Origin of the sequence: Nocardia colli (assembly GCF_008704205.1) — a bacterium.
Lineage (GTDB): Bacteria > Actinomycetota > Actinomycetes > Mycobacteriales > Mycobacteriaceae > Nocardia > Nocardia colli.
This window is the reverse complement of the sequence record NZ_VXLC01000027.1, coordinates 139,072-155,860: the sequence shown is the minus strand read 5'-3', so window position 1 is coordinate 155,860 and position 16,789 is coordinate 139,072. Positions and strand designations below refer to the sequence as shown.

Here is a 16,789-nt window from a genome sequence, read left to right as displayed (position 1 = left end):
GTGCCGAGCAGCGGTCAACGCCCCCAGAGGAGTTCGTCGATCGGGCCGGTGCCCAGGTCGGCGACGAAGTCGGTGGCGATCCGGTCGACCAGCGTGCGATCGATTCCGCCGCTGCGATTCACCGAGACGTGGATGCGGTCGTACGCCTCGACGACGTTGAAGGCGAGGAAGTTCGGTCCCGGCGGGGCGATCGAGACCGTGATCTGCGGTGGCGACACGCCTGCGGGTGGTGGAGCGGACGGCCACCTGGTTCCGTAGGACATCATCAGGCGGACGGCGCCACTACCCCGTGCCGGTGGCCGGCCGGAACCGTGAATCATCGAGCGCTGCATGGCTTGACCGAAGATGAGTAGCGGCAGCCCGCTGTCGAGGATGCCGCCGATCCGCGCGCTCAGCTCGGTCGGGGTGTCCGAGTTCAGGATCGGCAAGGACTTCGACCAGCTGAAATTGCCGGCGACCGTCCCCCCGGCGGCGAGATAGCGCCGCAGGTCGACCATGAACACCACGGTGTCGTCGACTTTCAGCCCGTGATGACGGCACAGCAGCAGTGCCCGCAGGGTCATGATCGACATGACCGACGCGGGCGATCCCCGCACCGCGCGAAACCTCCGAGCCCCCTGGACAAACGAGTCGGAACTGGCGACTGTCGTCGTCGCGAAGGACGGCGCACCGGCGACGTGCATCGCCTGCTCGACGCCCTTGGTACGCAGGTGACGTATTTCCCGTTGGATCGAGACCGCCTGCGGCAGCTTGGATTTGGGGCGGCAGAACGTCGTCAGTAATCCGCGGGTAAGCGGGCCGTTGGCGCACCGCTCGGAGCCGAAGCCGGGCCGATTGTCCTGCGCCAGCAGCCATCCCAGGAAATCCCAGCTGGCGGTGCCGTCACCCAGTGCGTGCGAATAGCCGAACCGCGCCCACTCGCTGCCGAGGGTGAGCCGGAACGGTAATCCGCCCAATTCGCGCACGTCCGGAGCCGACGAGCGGTCCGCCGGACAGCCTGCCGCGGCGGTCTCGACCAGTGACCGCAGGAACGCGGCTTCCCAGCCGGGCGCCGGGCGCCCGGTCCGGCCGCGCTCGACATCCAACAGCCGCACTCGGGCGTCGGCAGGGTGGGCGGCGCTCCACTCGGCGAGCCGAGCGCGCACCACCTCGGCCTCGGGCACGACGATCGACCGGACCACCTTGAGCACCGGCACACCGCACCACAGCCGATCGCGCTGCCGGAGCGGACGGATATCCACCGCCGGCCAGCCGGCGATAATTCCGGTGCCGGCGGCTCGCCCGGATCGAAAATCCAAGCGACCGTGCAAATTCACAACTCATAGCATGACGATGCCGACCGGTTCCGGCCGCGAAATCCGCTCTCCGGCAAACTTTTAGCTTATTCTATCGGTTCTTACCGCGCCGCGCTGACGACCGCCGCCGTTGCCGCGGGGTCGCCCACGGTGATCCGGATTCCGGTAGTGCAGTGTTTCACTTGGATACCGTCGCGGGTGAAAACCGTGCGGAGCCGATCCAGTTCGGCGGGGGCGCAGCCGGCGAGGTAGACGAAGTTCGCGGCGCTGGCCGGGACGCGGTAGCCCAGATCGCGCAGACCGGAAGCGAGTCTGGCACATTCCTGGGTGATGGTTTCGGTGCGTAGCGCGAGTTCGTCCTCCGCGGCGTAGCAGGCGCGGACCCCGGCCTCGGCCAGAGCGGTCATGCCGAAAGGCAACTGCCAGCGCCGGATTCGGGTGATTATCGGAGCCGAGCCGAAGGCGTAGCCGACGCGCAGGGCGGCCAGACCGTAGGCCTTGGAGAAGGTGCGCATCACCACCAGATTGGGATGTCGTTCGACCAGCATGGCGGTGTCCACGCGGTCGCCGGGTGGCACGAAATCGATATACGCCTCGTCGAAGACGACGGTGACCGACGGGTCGGTGCGTTCGAGGAACTCGGCGAACGCGCCGTGCCCGACGCAGGTTCCGGTGGGGTTGTGCGGGCTGCACAGCACGACCACCGCCGTGCGCTGGTCGACCGCGGCCGACATCGCCGCCAGATCCTGATGCCCGTCCCGCGTCAACGGCACCTCCACGACCCGGCCGCCCACCGTGTCGGTGAGCAGCGGATAACCGTCGAAGGTCGGCGTCGCCATCACCACCCCGGCGCCGGGCGTGACGAACTCTTGCAGGATGTGCATGATCACGCCGGTCGCGCCCGCGCCGACCACGACGCGCTCCGGCGGGTAACCGAGCCGTTCCGCGATCAGCCCCGGCAGCCGGCGCGGCAGGAACTCCGGATAGCGGTTCGCGGCGACCAGCGCGCCGGTCAACGCGGCGCGCACCGAAGGCAGTGGTCCGTAAGGGTTCTCGTTGAGCGCGAGCTGATGACCGAGTTGCACAGTCGGCACGCCCCTCAGCGTCCGCCCCAGCGCACCGCGGCGGCCGCGGCGAAGTCCCCGGCGTGCGCGAAGCCGGCGAACATGACCAGCGATCCGGCCGGCACCCGGCCCGCCTGCACCGCCTGGTCGAAGGTGACGGGAATGCCTGCGGCGAACAGGTTTCCGCACTCGTCGAAGGTGTCGGGATGCTTCTCCACCGGCAGTTGCAGAGCATCCCGCCAGTTGCGCAGGAACGCGCGGTTCGGCTGATTGGTCACCAGCAGATCCAGTTCGTCCGAGCGCACACCGATGCGGCCGCACACCGCGTGCGCCGCCTCGGGGACGATACGGTTGCCGCGCGCAAGGACTTTCGCGATCTTCGACTCGGTGAAGCCGACGTGAATCTGGCCTTCGCCGGCCTCCCAATACTTACGCGGCGGATCGGCGACCACCGTCATCTGCCCGGCGAATTCCGGGAGGTGCCGGGTCTCGATATCGAGAATCGGCGAGTCGTCCGACTTCACGAGCAGCCCGACGCCCGCGCCGTCGCCCGGAATGGCGGCCTGCGGCTTGCCCCGCACCTGCTCCTGGGTGAATACCTGTCCCGCGGCATTCTGCACGGTCACGATCAGCGCGGAGCGTGCGTCGCTGTTCACCAAGAGCTGACCGGCCAACTTCATGGCGTGGATGAACGCGGCGCATCCGCCGTTGTGCAGATCGATCAGCCACTCCGGGGTGATCCCGAGCCGAGCCGCGATCTCTCCCCCGTTGCCCACGATGAAGGTCTCCGGCATCTGCGTGTGCACGATGAGAATGTCCACCTCGTCCAGCAATTGGTGGCCCCGCCGCTCCAGCATCGGGGCGATGGCCTGCTCGGCCATGTCGGCCGGGGTCTCCCCAGGTGCAAGATGCCTGCGGAACGGCGGCGCCTTGAACATGGCGCTCGAGATGGCGTCGTCGGGATCGGCATAGCGCACGAAATAGTCCGCGGCGACACGATTTTTCGGCAGGTAGCTGGAGACGTCGGCGAGGCTGACGGTGCCGGTGTTCATCAGCTCATCCATTCCGGCTTGATCGGCAGGCTCTTGGCATGACGGTGTTCGCAGATCTTCTTGAGGTTGGCCAGCTCCATCCGATGGCCCGCGTAGAAGATGTTCCAGAAATCGCCGACCCAGACCGGGCGCTCCGGCGGCGCGGTGTCGGGATAGCCGTTCTCGTCGTAGAACGGGTGATGGCAATTGGTCCACAGGACAACCGATCCCGGCTTGTTCAGCACCACCTGCGCGTCGGCGACTCGCATCATGTAGATCATCCAGAGGTGCTCGGGCTGATCCCAGGCGCAGTGGTAATCGACGGTGCGGGCGGCGGCGTTGGCGACGGTACGGGTGTAGATGCGGGTGTTGTCGCCGATCCGGTCATCGGACACCCACAGGTCCGGCTCGCCGGTCCGCTCGAAACCCCGCATGCTGTATGTCCATTCGCACAGACTTCTGGTGTCGGCGAGGTAGTCGAACACCTCGTCCGGCGGCGCCGCGACGTACTCGTGCACCGTGCAGAACTGCCCGTACACGTCGTCGTGCGGGTACACGGCGCGGGTCATGTCGAGGACGATCGGCATGGCTTGTTTCAGCGGAAGGTCCTCGACCCGGTACACGCCGGGCACATCGATGTCCGGAGCCTCGATCGGCTCGGCCTTGATCGCGGTCGGTGCGGTGTCGGTCATGCGGAGAGCTCCTTCAGAAATGGTGCGAACGGAGGTATTTCGTCTGGGTCGCAGAGGATCTCGATGAAGACCGGTCCGGTGGCGCTACGGGTCTCGTCGAGCGCGGCCTCGAAGGAAGCGCGAGTATCGGTGGAGTAGGCCGGGATATGCGGGAACATCGCGGCGACCGCCGCGCCGATGCGCGCGGGGCCGAACCTGTTGTAGGTGTAATCGCCGGAGTAGTAGAGCTGTTCGCGGGTCACGCACATCGCGTGCGCGTTGTTGTTGAAGATCACGAAGGTCACCGGCACGTGATGCTCTACGGCTGTGTGGACTTCGTGACCGTGCATGAAATAGGCGCCGTCCCCGGCGATGACGAAGGTCCGGCGGCGACGGCCGAGCGCACTGCCGATGCCCGCGCCGAACGCGTAGCCCATGCCGCCCATGCCGAGTGCGATGACGAAGCGACTATCGGCAGGCACCGGCAAGTGGTGCACCGCCGCCGCGCCGGTATTGCCCGCGTCGACAACCACATCCGTGCCGGGCGTCAGCCTGGCGTTGATCGCTTCCACCGCGTCGCGGTAGCGCACGCCCGGTCCGGATGAGGGCGGAACCTTCAGCGCGGGTGGAAGATTCAGCCGCGCCGGTTCGAATTCCGAGTCCGACGGCACCGCCGACGCCACCTCCCGCAGTCGAGATCCCAGCGGCCCGCGCAGCCGGGCATGGGTCTGCACGAACGCCGGGTCGGTGCCCATGTGCAGCACTCGCGGGCAATTCGCCAGGGCCGCTTCGAGACCCGCCCGGGCCAGCACCGGCATCGGGGTGCCCACCAGCACGCACAGCGCGGCATCGCCGATCAGCTCGGCCACCCGTGGATGACCCATGCTGCCGGCGATGCCGGCGAACAGCGGATGGTCGTTCGGGAAGGCGTCTTTGGCGTCCGGCGTCACCGTCACCACGGCACGCAACGCCCGTGCCATGACGATCAGTTCGGCTCGGACATCCGCGCGAGCCACCTCCGGTCCCGCGATGATCACCGTGAGACCGCTACTGGCGGCGGAGCGGACGAGGGCGAGCGCCTCGTCATACGCTTCCGGCTGGTCGTATGCCTCGACGTCACCGCGGGCAAGGCCGACATCCAGGCGGCGGCCATCCAGCACAACAGGGTCCGGCAGCGCGTGCGCCTGAATATCCTTCGGCAGCAACAACACCGCGGGTCCGCCGTCCATGGCGACCCGCATCGCCTCCGCGAGGGCGGCGGTGACATCCTCGGCCCTGGTCACCTTGACACAGAATCGCGAGACCGAGCCGAACAGTCGCTCCGCATCGATCCGCCCGACTCCGCCGCTCGTGTCCTGGAACGCCCCGCGCCCTTCGAGTGCGCGCGGCGGCTGACCGATCAAGGCCAGTACCGGAACTCGCGAATCGAACGATTCACCGAGCGCGGCAACCAGATTCAGCGCACCCCCGCCGGACGTAGCAGCGACGACACCGAGCCGGTTGGTGGTGCGCGCATAACCGTCGGCCATGGTCGCGGCACCGAACTCATGCTTGGCCACGATCCCGGTGATCGGCGCGGCACTGCGCTGCAACGCGTCATAGAGGTCTTCGATATTCGCGCCGCCGACGCCGAAGACGTGGTCAGTGCGCTCGGCCAGCAGGTCGACAATGCGGTCTGCGACGGTGATTCGGGATTTGACGGCAGTTTCGCTCGCCGTTCCTAGAATTGATCGCGTGCGATTCATCGCCCACAATGTATCTGGGACAGTTGCGATACGACAATGTGACGTACGTCATAGTTGTCGGGAAAAAGATTGCTGCACAACAACTTTGAACAAGCGACCAGTTGTTGGTCGGATGACCAAACGAATCAGGCGGCCGCACAACCGAACCCGGCTCAACGAGTCCAACTCCGTCGAGCCGGTGACCAAATGCCCTACCGGCTCAGCCGATCACCGAGTTCATGATCGTGCCCGCGCTGGTTGCCACCGCGCCGCCCGCCATCGCGCTGGCGATCATCTTCGGCGACTGCAAACCGCCGCCGTTCCACTTCTCCCACGCGAACCGGCCGCCGCCGTAGGTGATGGCCGTGATGCCGGAGAGTTGGACCAGCCAGGTGAAGTAGCGGCCCATTTGCATCAGTTTATCTGCGAGCGGTGGCGCCTCCGGTGTCGGATTGCCGACCTCCGCAAGAACGGTGTCGTGTAACGCAGCCAGAATCATGCTCACGTTCGTGCTCCTTTTCGCAGGCTGAGGTGGGTCCGGACACGAGGAATCGCGGTGTAGCTCGCAAGACTCGAATATCGAAGAAAAACTCGTGACCTGGGCAATTCAACCTCATCAAGATCACGTATGCCCCGCGACACACCGCATAAACGACATACCGCCCATTCAAGCGACCGACCGGTTTGTCGTCAGCGTACGGCCGCTCCTGCAGCCGGTCCCGGAAATGATCATGGAAACCGGTGGGACGCCCGTAAACCCACCTATAAACCGCTGAAGCACCGCATGCCGGACGTTCGCTGGAATATCCTTGGCGAGCACAATTCGCAGTAGCAGTCGCCAGCCATGGGCGACTCGGCGGCCACCGGAACCGACGCTTCCGGACCGCCCCAGGAGGGAATCACCATGCCGGACAGTCAGTCACCGACCGCCAACGGATTACCGACCAGGATCGACACCAGCGTCGCGCACGAAGCGCGCGTCTACGATTACTGGCTAGGTGGGCGAGACAATTATCCGGCTGATCGCGCGCTGGCCGACACCATCGCCAACCACATCCCCGCCATCCGCACCATGGCTCGCGCCAACCGGGCGTTCCTCGGCCGCGCGGTCGACTACCTGACCCGCGAGGCGGGGATCACCCAGTTCCTCGACATCGGTACCGGCATTCCCACGGCGGGCAACACGCATGAAGTGGCCCAGCGGCTGAACCCGGCCGCCCGCGTGGTCTACGTGGACAACGATCCGATCGTGCTCGCGCACGCCCGCGCCCTGATGTCGAGCAACCCGCAGGGCAAGACCGCGTTCATCCACGCCGACCTGCACGACCCGAACGGCATCCTGCGCGACGAGTCCCTCGGCACCACCCTCGATCTCACCCAACCGGTCGCCATCATGCTGGTCGCGATCATGATGTATTTCCGCGACGAAGACGACCCGCACGGCATCATCGAGAACCTCCTGGACGTGGCACCCTCCGGCAGCTACCTGGTGATCAGCCACCCCACCGCCGATTTCGACGAACACGCCATGTCCCGTGTGGTCGGCTCAGCCGAACAGGCGGGCATCACCTTCTACCCGCGCACCCACGCCGAAACCGAGAGCCTCTTCGCCGGCACCGAACTCGTCGAGCCGGGTGTCGTCCCGGTGGTCACCTGGCACCCGACACCCGGCGACGAGCCTGCCGACCCCGAATCCGCCTGGTACTGGGCGGGCATCGGCCGCAAGCCCTAGTCGGCGACCTTCACCACGACCTTGCCGAAGTTGCGGCCCTCGAGCATGCCGAAGAATGCGTCGGGGGCATTGTCCAGGCCCTCGGTGACGTCCTCGAGGTAGTTGACGCTGCCGTCGGCGATCCAGCCGGCCATATCCCGCAGGAAATCCGGGTAGAGCTCGCGGACGAACTCGGTCTGGATGAAGCCGCGGATGGTGAGGCTCTTGATCAGGATCCGGCCGTAGAAGGCGGGCAGCTGATCCGGGCCGTCGGCGGCGCCGGCGGAGTTGTAGTTGGCGATGAGACCGCAGACCGGGACACGCGCATAGGTATTGAGCAGCGGATACACCGCCTCGGCGACCGGGCCGGAGACGTTTTCGAAGTAGACGTCGATGCCGTCGGGCACCGCGGCCTTCAACTGTTCGGCGAAATCGGGGGCGCGGTGGTCGATCGCGGCGTCGAAGCCGAATTCATCGATCAGGTACGCGCACTTCTTCGGACCACCCGCGATGCCGACCGCGCGGGCGCCCTTGACCTTGGCGATCTGCCCGACCGCCGAACCGACCGGCCCGGTGGCGGCGGCGACCACGACGGTCTCCCCCGCCTTCGGCTGGCCGATCTTCAGCAGACCGGAGTACGCGGTGAACCCGGGCATGCCGAGCACACCGAGCGCGGTCGACACCGGCGCGGTGCCGGGATCGAGCTTGCGCAGATACGACGCGTCCGCCACGTCGTGGGTCTGCCACCCCGAATACCCCAGCACCACATCACCTTTGGCGAAACCCGGGGCGCGCGAATCGACCACCTCGGCGACCGTCCCGCCGACCATCACAGCGCCGATCTCGACCGGCTTCGCATACGACTCGGCCGTACTCATCCGCCCGCGCATGTACGGATCGAGGGACAGATACAACGTTCGCAACAGCACCTGCCCCTCGTCGAGCGGCGGCAGCTCGGCCGTCTCGGTGCGGAAATTCGCCGCGGTGGGAGCACCCTCCGGGCGCGAAGCAAGCACGATTCTCGTCGTCTCGACCATGAACGCGAGCCTAGTCCCGGAGCCGCCGGGCTAACGGTGACGGTGACGCGACCGATAGGCGGGTGTCGGATAGCACGACACAGCTGCATCGCGCCCAAGTAGCTGAACCGACCGTTTCGCCTACGACGACCACTTGCATAGGGAGTTTCTCTTGGCACGCCTAAGTCGCACCCGAGCCGCCTTGACCATGACCACCGCCGGGCTGGCGGTCCTGCTCGCCGCGGGCACCGCGGACGGACGGCCGATCGGCCCCTTCGATGTCGGCGGGGCGATCGAGGTCGAGTACGACCAGGCCGGCGGCGGCGCGCTCTTCGGTGACCCGGTCAACCCGGAGTCGGACGCCGGCCGCGGCGGCAAGTACCAGGCCTTCGAACGCAACGCGTCCATCTACTGGCATCCCGCCACCGGCGCGCACCAGGTCGGCGGCGCGATCCGCGACAAATGGGGCAACCTGGGCTTCGAGAACGGCTTCCTCGGCTACCCCGTCACCCGGGAGCAGTCCACTCCGGCGAAGGCCGGCCGCTACAACCACTTCCAGGGCGGCTCGATCTACTGGTCCCTCGGCACCGCCGCACATCAGGTCGGCGGCGCGATCCGGGAGAAGTGGGGCGCCTACGGCTGGGAGAACAGCCCGCTCGGCTTCCCGATCACCGATGAGGCCGCCGCCAAGAGCAACGGCCGCTACAACCTGTTCGACGACGGCGCCATCTACTGGTCCCCCGCGACCGGCGCGCACGTGATCTGGGGCGCGATCCGCACGACCTGGGAGGCCAGGGCGGGCGTCAACGGCGGCTACGGCTACCCGACCAGCGACGAATACGACTACCAGAACGGCAAGGCCCAGGACTTCCAGGGCGGCCGCATCACCTGGCAACCCTGACCCGCTCGGCGCGTCGGTCGATGGCGCATGCCATCATCGCCTACCAACGCTCCGCCCTGTCTTGTCACCGTGTAAGCCTGACTGAGGAGTCCTCTTGGCCCGCCTTCGTACCCACCGCTCCAGCAACGCGACGCTGGCCACGGCAACCGTCGCCCTCGCGGTGCTGCTCGCCGCGGGCACCGCGACCGCACGCCCGATCGGCCCGTTCGAGGTCGGCGGCGCGATCGAGGCCGAATACGACGCGGCCGGCGGCGGCGCGCTCGGCGACCCGACCGCCCCCGAGGCCGACGCCGCCAATGGCGGCAAGTTCCAGACCTTCGCGAACAACGCCGCGATCTACTGGCACCCCGACACCGGCGCGCACGAGCTCGGCGGCCCGATCCTGGACAAGTGGCGCGGCCTCGGCGCGGAGACCGGCGGCCTGCGCTACCCCGTCACCAGCGAGCAGTCGACTCCGTCGAAGCCCGGCCGGTTCAGCCACTTCCAGGGCGGCTCGATCTACTGGTCCGTCGGCACCGCCGCCCATCAGGTCAGCGGCGTGATCCGGGACAAGTGGTACGCGCTCGGCGCGGAGAACAGCCCGCTCGGCTTCCCGGTCACCGATGAGGCCCCGGCCAAGGGCGGCGGCCGCTACAACCTGTTCAACGACGGCACGATCTACTGGTCGCAGAAGACCGGCGCGCACGCCGTCTGGGGATCCATCCGCACCAGCTGGGAGGCCAGGGCCGGCGCGGACGGCGTCTACGGCTACCCCACCGGCGACGAATACGACTACGAGGGCGGCAAGGCCCAGGACTTCCAGGGCGGCCGAATCACCTGGCGCCCCTGACGGATTCGACGGATCAGACCTTTTTGCCGACCGCCCCGTAGAGCGATATCCGCTTGTCGTAGCTCTGCGGGGGGTCGATGCCCTCGTTGCGCCAGCGGTGGATCACCTCGACGCCGGGCTCTACGAGTTCGAGTCCGTCGAAGAATTGGGCGACTTCGGCGCGGGAGCGTGGGCGCACCGGGATCCCGCGGTTGGCGTAGACCTTCAACAGCCGCGCCATGCCCTGCGGGTCCTTGTCACCTTCGTCGAAATCCGTTGTGACATGCGACATTGCCAGGTAGGAGCCGGGTGCCAGCGGCTCGAGCAACGTCTTGACCATCTGATAGACGTCGCCGGGCACGAAATGCATCACCGCCATGAGGGATACCGCGACCGGCTGCGAAAGATCCAGGGTCGCAGCCAGTTCCGGTGCGCCGAGGATGGCCTCCGGTTCCGCGGCATCGGCCTGGATGTAGGCGGTGCGACCCTCGGGCGAACTCACCAGCAGCGCCCGCGCGTGCACGAGCACCATCGGGTCGTTGTCGACATAGACGACCCGCGACTCCGGCGCCTGCTCCTGGGCGACCTGGTGCAGGTTCGGCGCGGTCGGGATGCCGGTGCCGATGTCGAGGAACTGCCGGATGCCCTGCTCGGTGAGATAGCGAGTGGCGTGCCGCATGAACTCGCGATTGGTGCGAGCGGTCAGCTGGACGTGCGGAAAGTCTTGTAGCGCCTGCTCAGCGGCCACCCGGTCGGCATCGTAGGAGTCCTTGCCGCCGAGGAAATAGTCGTACATCCGAGCCGGATGCGCGATATCGGTATGCAGATCGATCGGGCCATCGGACACGCCGAAGTCTCCTTGCGCGTTGGGGTCTGTACTACGAGGTATACCGCATCCGGGCAAGCGCCCAGCAGAGAAACCCCACTCCCATCCAGATCCGCAACCTCGAACCCACTAGTTGCAAAGCAACTAGTTATCTGGATACTATGACTCCGGACAAGGTCAACGGATCGGGAGCACGAAATGAGCAAGGCAAAAACGGCATTGGTGATCGGCGGCGGGGTCGCCGGGTCGGTGATCGCGCTGGCACTCGGCAAGGCCGGCATCGACGCGACCGTCTACGAGCGCTATCCGGTCGCCGCTGACGGCATCGGCGCAGGCTTGAGCCTCGCGCCCAACGGGCAGCAGGCGTTGCGGGCCATCGGCGCAGGCGCGGCCATCGACTCGATCGGGCTGGACATCCCCGGTTCGATCTTCGGCGACGCCAACGGCAACATCTTCACCGAGTTCGCCGGCTTCCCGGAGCTGCCCGCCACGAAAGTCATGCCCCGCGCCCAGCTTTTCCGGGCCCTGGCCGATTACGCGGCCGCGAACGGAGTGCGGTTCGAGTACGGCAAGCAGCTGGTTTCGGTCGCCGAAACCGCGGACGCGGTCACCGCAACCTTCACCGACGGCAGCATCGCGACCGCCGACATCCTGATCGGCGCGGACGGAATCCGTTCCACCGTACGGAATCTCATCGACGCCGACGCACCGGGACCCGAGTACGGCGGCGTCCTCAGCTTCGGCGGCCTCGCTCGCGGCAGCGGTGTGCCGACCAAGGACGGAATGATGTATTTCGCCTTCGGCCGTGCCTTTCTCGGCTACTACAGCGTCCCGGCCGGTGCGGATGTCGGTGTCGGCCGTGGTGGGCCAGTCGACTCGGACGCCACCGGCAACGACATCGTCTGGTTCGCCGGCCTACCGAGCACCGAACCGCTGACCAGTGCCGAAACCACCGCGACCACCCCGGCCGAGTGGCTGGCCCGCCTGCGCGAGTTGTACGCCGGACATGTCCCCGGCGAAACCTTGCTCGCGCACACCGTGCCCGAGGACGTGACCGTGGTCGGTCCGATGGAATTGATGCCGTCCGTGCCGATTTGGCACCGCGGACGGGTCGTGCTGGTCGGTGATTCCGCGCACGCACCGTCGTCGAGCTCAGGCCAGGGGGCCTCGCTGGCCATCGAAAGCGCCGTCGAACTCGCCCGCTGCCTGCGCGATCTTCCCATCGCCGAGGCCTTCGCCGCCTACGAAGGCCTGCGCCGGCCGCGGGTGGAAGCCATCGCTGACGGTGCCCGCGGTGCGAACAAGGCCAAGGCCCAGGGCAAGCCGGCCGGGCAGCCTGCCCTGCCCGCTCCGGAAGACATGTTCCGCCATACTCATTGCCACACGATCGACTGGGATCAGCCCGTCACCGCGTAGCCCTGCGCCGGAAGATCAAGCGGGCTGGCCCATTTCGCTGGGGTACTCGGGACGGCCGTCGGTGGCGGGCAGGGTCGGGTAGGCGGCGCGGAGCCGTTCGTGGGCGGCGGGAGTCGCGCCGAGGTGATCGAGGCCGAGCAGGGCGGCGCCGAGAACCGGTGGGGCGACGACGATTCGGGGTTCGGCGAGGGGGGCCGCGGCGGCGAGCCTGCGCGTCACGTTGTCGATCAGCAGCGGCTGCCGGGCCGCGAGGACGCCGCCGCCGAGGATGACCGGGGTCGGCTCGTCGAGCATGTCCAGTTTGCGCAGGACGACGAAGGCGAGCCGGGTGATCTCGTCGGCCTGGCGATCGATCAGACGCAGGGCCGTCGGGTCGCCCTCCTCGGCCGTGGTGAACAGGACGCGGACCAGCTCGTGTAGTCGCTTCTCCGGAAGCTCGCCGAGGTGGATCGCCTCGGCCACCGCATTGGCGCCGGCCAGGCCGAAGTACTCGCCGATCGCCGCGGACAACGCGGTCGGCTCGCCCCGCCCGTCCTCGGCGCGCGCGGCGTGCCACATCGCCTCCGCCGCCATCCCGCCGCCGCCACCCCAATCCCCGGTCAGCACACCGAGAGCCGGGAAACGGGCGGTGCGGCCGTCCGGCAGCAGACCGACACAGTTGATCCCCGCGCCGCAGACCACCGCCACGCCGCGCGGGCCGTCGGTGCCGGCGCGGAGCAGACCGAAGGTGTCGTTGACGACGCCCACGGTCAGACCCCACGGCCGGGCCGCGATGGCGGCATGGATCCGCTGCTCCTCGATCGGCAGGTCGACATTGGCCATGCAGGCGCTGACCCGGGTGGTAAGGATCCCGCCGCGGGTCAGCCCGGCCTGCCGGGCAACCGACTCGACCAGCGGGCTGAGTCCCTCGATCGCCTTGCGCGCGCCGGTCCGGTGCGGCTGATAGCCGCCGCCGCGCGCGGTCGCGAGGATCGAACCGTCGCGCCCGACCAGGGTCACATCGGTCTTGCTGTTGCCTGCGTCAATGGCCAGGACGCCCGGAACCTGTTCATTCTGTGGGAGTTTCATCAGACGCTTCCCCCGCCAACAGTGCACGGTGTTTGTCGGCATGATCACACCCAGCTCAGGTAAGCGCGGTTATGGGCGATCAGCCGGTCGGTCAGCTGATCGGCCAGTTCGTTCTGGCCGACCAGCGGGTGAGCTAGTAGCGCGTCGAAAACGCGGTCGCGACTACCGTCGAGCGCGGCCCGCAACGCGAGCTGCTCGTAGGCGGTGACGTGGGCGATCAGGCCCGCGTAAAGGGGTTCGACCGGTGGTTGCGGTAGTGGGCGCACCCCTGCGGCGCCCACCTCCGCCGGCACTTCGACGACCGCGTCGTCGGGCAGGAACGGCAGGGTGCCGTCGTTGCGGGTGTTCACCACCTGGATGCCGGTGTCGCCGGTGCCGAGCAGGGCGGCGAGCAGATGCACGGCGGCCTCGGAATAGAAAGCGCCGCCGCGGGTTCCGAGCAATTCGGGCTTGGTGTCCAAGGTCGGGTCGGCGTACATCGTCAGCAGCTGCTGCTCGATGGCCGCGACCTCGGCGGCGCGCGAGCCCTTCGTCGCGAGTTCCTCGACCACCACGTCGTGCTGATAGAAGTAGCGCAGGTAGTACGACGGGACGACGCCGAGCCGCTGGATCAACGGAAGCGGCAGCCGTACATCGGCGGCGATCTCCTCGCCGAAGCCGGCGAGGAGCTTGGGTAACGCCTCGTGGCCGGTGCCCGCGCCCGGATAGTCGAGCACGGTGACGCCGCGGACCCAGGTGAGGTGATTGAGGCCGACATGGTCGAGCCGGATACACTCCGGATCAACCCCCAAGTGCGCGGCGAACTTTCGCTGGAATCCGATGGCGACGTTGCACAGTCCCACCGCCTTGTGCCCCGCCGCTTGCAGTGCGCGGGTGACGATCCCGACCGGGTTGGTGAAGTCGATAATCCAGGCATCGGGGTTGGCCCGGCGGACCTGCTCGGCGATCTCCAGCACGACCGGAACGGTGCGCAGCGCCTTCGCCAGTCCCCCGGCGCCCGTCGTTTCCTGTCCGACACAACCACATTCGAGCGGCCAGGTCTCGTCCTCGTTGCGCGCGGCCTGCCCGCCGATGCGCAGCTGGAGCAGCACCGCATCGGCCCCGTCGACCCCGTCCGCGACCGAAGCGGCCGTGCTGACTCGCGCAGTGTGTCCTTGTTTCGCGAAGATCCGGCGCGCGAGACCCGCGATCAACTCCAGCCGGTCCGCGGCCGGGTCGACGAGAACCACCTCATCGATCGGCAAACTCGCACGGAGACGGGCGAATCCGTCGATCAATTCCGGCGTATAGGTGGAACCACCACCGACTATGGCTATCTTGAGTGCGCCCATCAGCCTTTGACCCCTGTCAGTGTCACGCCTTCGATGAAGGCTTTCTGTGCGAAGAAGAACAGGATGATCACCGGCGCCATCACCAGCAGGGTGGCGGCCATGGTGAGGTTCCAGTTGGTGTGGTGCGCGCTCTTGAACGACTCCAGGCCGTAGCTCAACGTCCACGCGCCCGGGTTCTCGCTCGCATAGATCTGCGGGCCGAAATAGTCGTTCCAGCAATAGAAGAACTGGAACAGCGCGACCGCCGCGATGGCCGGCTTGGCCATCGGCAGCACGATCCGCAACAGAATGCGCAGCTCGCCGCAGCCGTCGATGCGTGCGGCCTCCAGGTAGTCGTTCGGGATGGTCAGCAGGAACTGGCGCAGCAGGAAGATGGAGAAGGCGTCGCCGAAGGCCAGCGGGATGATCAGCGGCCACAGCGAGCCGGTGAGGTGAAACTGCTTGGCCCAGATCAGATACATCGGGATGACGGTCACCTGCGGCGGCAGCATCATCATCGAAACCACCGCCATCAGCGCCAGGTTACGGCCGCGGAAGCGAAACTTGGCCAGCGCGTAGGCGACCGGAATGCTGGACAGCAACGTCAGCGCGGTGCCGGCCACCGCGTACACCAGCGTGTTGCGCCACCAGGTGAGGAATCCCGGTGTGTCCCAGACCTTTACGTAGTTTCCCCAGTGCCACTCGGCGGGCCACAGGTCGGAGGTGAGCGCCTGCCGGTCCGACATCACCGAGGTGAAGAAGACGAACACGAACGGCATCAGGAACAGCAGCGCCGCGGCGATCGCGAACGCGTGCACGGCGACCCAGTTCAACAGGTCCTTCCGGCGCGCCCCCTTGGCCTCGGCAGTCGGGACAGCGACCGGCGCCGGCAGCGTGGTGGTCATGGTCATCGCGCTGTGCCTACCTCGCATGAGTGGGGGCCCTCCGTGGTTACGCGGGCTGCCGCCTCCGGGCCTGACCCACTCATGCGTCCTCCTGCAAGAAGCCGGATTTGCGCCGCAGCAGCAATGCGGTGAACGCCATCGACAGGGCGAACAGGATCACCGCGACGACACACGCGGACCCGAGATCGAAGCGCTGGAAGCCGAGGTTGTAGACCATCTGCGGCAGCGTCCAGGTCGAGCCGTGCGGGTAGCCGGCCTCGAACGCCTCGCCCGAGTTGCCCGCCTTGCCGCTGGCGACCTTCCCCGCGACCATCGCCTGGGTGTAGTACTGCATCGTCTGGATCACGCCGGTCACCACCGCGAACAGCACGATGGGCGTGATGTTCGGCAGGGTGACATACCGGAATCGCTGCCAGGCGCCCGCGCCGTCCAGCTCGGCCGCCTCGTACTGCTCCCGCGACACATCCAGCAGCGCCGCGGTGAAGATGACCATCAGATCGCCGATGCCCCACAGCGCCAGCATGGTCAGCGCGGGCTTCGACCATTCCGGATCGGTGAACCAACCCGGTTGCGGCAGACCGAGATTGCCGAGCAGGTGGTTGACCGGCCCGGTCCCCGGGTTCAGCAGGAAGGCGAAGGCGATGGTGGCCGCTACCGGCGGCGCGAGGAACGGCAGATAGAACACCGTGCGGAAGAACCCGAGCCCGGTCTTGATCTTGGTGACCAGCAGCCCGATGCCCAGTCCGAAGACCACACGCAGCGTCACCATGATCAGCACCAGCCACAGCGTGTTGCCCAGCCCCTGCCAGAAGAACGGGTACTTGTCCAGGACGTAGTCCCAGTTCTTCAGGCCGGTGAAGGTGGGCGCGGCGAACCCGTCGTACTTCATGAAGGAGAAGTAGAGGGTGGACAGCAGCGGGTAGGCGAAGAAGAAGCCGAACCCGATCAGCCACGGCGACAGGAACGCCAGGGTGCGCAGATTCGCCCGGCGGCGCTTGCGTTTCAGCGCCGCCGGGACGGTCGCGGTCATCGATGCCATCGCT

The 16,789-nt window shown here is 67.3% G+C and carries 16 protein-coding genes; 4 read left to right on the top strand and 12 right to left on the bottom strand.

All coding sequences use genetic code 11. From position 1 onward, the window contains the following. Window positions 1-14: 14 nt before the first annotated feature. The 6 genes from F3087_RS38345 to F3087_RS38320 form a co-directional block, all read right to left on the bottom strand. Window positions 15-1,316 (bottom strand): hypothetical protein, encoded by a 1,302-nt coding sequence (locus F3087_RS38345; RefSeq protein WP_150407046.1) that lies wholly within the window; start codon window positions 1,314-1,316, stop codon window positions 15-17. 80 nt (window positions 1,317-1,396) lie between these two features. Beyond that, the gene (locus F3087_RS38340) at window positions 1,397-2,389 is read right to left on the bottom strand and encodes a pyridoxal phosphate-dependent aminotransferase (RefSeq protein WP_150407045.1); all 993 of its coding nucleotides are present in this window, start codon (window positions 2,387-2,389) and stop codon (window positions 1,397-1,399) included. Between the two features lie 5 nt (window positions 2,390-2,394). Then, on the bottom strand, window positions 2,395-3,411 hold the full coding sequence (locus tag F3087_RS38335) for a 3-oxoacyl-ACP synthase III family protein (protein ID WP_396897608.1): 1,017 nt from the start codon (window positions 3,409-3,411) through the stop codon (window positions 2,395-2,397). After that, window positions 3,411-4,082, bottom strand: coding sequence for an SRPBCC family protein (locus F3087_RS38330; RefSeq protein WP_150407043.1), 672 nt, complete (start codon window positions 4,080-4,082; stop codon window positions 3,411-3,413). The genes F3087_RS38335 and F3087_RS38330 overlap by 1 nt, the downstream gene beginning before the upstream one ends. Continuing rightward, window positions 4,079-5,806, bottom strand: a complete 1,728-nt coding sequence (locus tag F3087_RS38325; RefSeq protein WP_150407042.1) for a thiamine pyrophosphate-binding protein — start codon at window positions 5,804-5,806, stop codon at window positions 4,079-4,081. The genes F3087_RS38330 and F3087_RS38325 overlap by 4 nt, the downstream gene beginning before the upstream one ends. Before the next feature lie 199 nt (window positions 5,807-6,005). After that, window positions 6,006-6,284: a hypothetical protein gene (locus F3087_RS38320; protein ID WP_150407093.1), complete on the bottom strand. Its 279-nt coding sequence runs from the start codon at window positions 6,282-6,284 to the stop codon at window positions 6,006-6,008. 405 nt (window positions 6,285-6,689) lie between these two features. Here F3087_RS38320 and F3087_RS38315 point away from each other — a divergent pair, with 405 nt between their 5' ends. Further along, window positions 6,690-7,517 carry an SAM-dependent methyltransferase gene (locus F3087_RS38315; protein ID WP_150407041.1) on the top strand — a complete coding sequence of 276 codons (828 nt, stop codon included), beginning with the start codon at window positions 6,690-6,692 and terminating at the stop codon, window positions 7,515-7,517. Here the strand turns inward: F3087_RS38315 and F3087_RS38310 are convergent. Beyond that, window positions 7,514-8,533, bottom strand: a complete 1,020-nt coding sequence (locus tag F3087_RS38310; protein ID WP_150407040.1) for an NADP-dependent oxidoreductase — start codon at window positions 8,531-8,533, stop codon at window positions 7,514-7,516. The two genes, F3087_RS38315 and F3087_RS38310, sit on opposite strands and share 4 nt — an antisense overlap. Before the next feature lie 151 nt (window positions 8,534-8,684). Between F3087_RS38310 and F3087_RS38305 the strand changes: the two genes are divergently transcribed. Then, the gene (locus tag F3087_RS38305; protein ID WP_223885665.1) at window positions 8,685-9,413 is read left to right on the top strand and encodes an LGFP repeat-containing protein; all 729 of its coding nucleotides are present in this window, start codon (window positions 8,685-8,687) and stop codon (window positions 9,411-9,413) included. Window positions 9,414-9,507: 94 nt separating this feature from the next. Further along, on the top strand, window positions 9,508-10,242 hold the full coding sequence (locus F3087_RS38300; protein WP_150407039.1) for an LGFP repeat-containing protein: 735 nt from the start codon (window positions 9,508-9,510) through the stop codon (window positions 10,240-10,242). 13 nt (window positions 10,243-10,255) lie between these two features. Here F3087_RS38300 and F3087_RS38295 read toward each other — a convergent pair whose 3' ends face one another. Then, on the bottom strand, window positions 10,256-11,068 hold the full coding sequence (locus F3087_RS38295) for an SAM-dependent methyltransferase (RefSeq protein ID WP_223885664.1): 813 nt from the start codon (window positions 11,066-11,068) through the stop codon (window positions 10,256-10,258). Window positions 11,069-11,245: 177 nt separating this feature from the next. On the opposite strand from F3087_RS38295, the gene F3087_RS38290 reads away from it, so the two are divergent. After that, a complete protein-coding gene (locus F3087_RS38290; protein WP_150407038.1) occupies window positions 11,246-12,463 on the top strand; it encodes an FAD-dependent oxidoreductase in 1,218 nt (405 codons plus the stop codon). 15 nt (window positions 12,464-12,478) lie between these two features. Here the strand turns inward: F3087_RS38290 and F3087_RS38285 are convergent, their stop codons facing one another. The 4 genes from F3087_RS38285 to F3087_RS38270 form a co-directional block, all read right to left on the bottom strand. Beyond that, window positions 12,479-13,531 (bottom strand): N-acetylglucosamine kinase, encoded by a 1,053-nt coding sequence (locus F3087_RS38285; RefSeq protein ID WP_150407037.1) that lies wholly within the window; start codon window positions 13,529-13,531, stop codon window positions 12,479-12,481. A gap of 44 nt (window positions 13,532-13,575) precedes the next feature. Then, window positions 13,576-14,862, bottom strand: coding sequence for a 6-phospho-beta-glucosidase (locus F3087_RS38280; protein ID WP_150407036.1), 1,287 nt, complete (start codon window positions 14,860-14,862; stop codon window positions 13,576-13,578). Continuing rightward, window positions 14,862-15,752: a carbohydrate ABC transporter permease gene (locus tag F3087_RS38275; RefSeq protein WP_150407035.1), complete on the bottom strand. Its 891-nt coding sequence runs from the start codon at window positions 15,750-15,752 to the stop codon at window positions 14,862-14,864. Before F3087_RS38275 ends, F3087_RS38280 begins: the two co-directional genes overlap by 1 nt. Window positions 15,753-15,825: 73 nt before the next feature. Continuing rightward, entirely contained in the window at window positions 15,826-16,785 is a 960-nt protein-coding gene (locus F3087_RS38270; protein WP_150407034.1) for a carbohydrate ABC transporter permease, read from the bottom strand. Window positions 16,786-16,789: the final 4 nt, after the last annotated feature.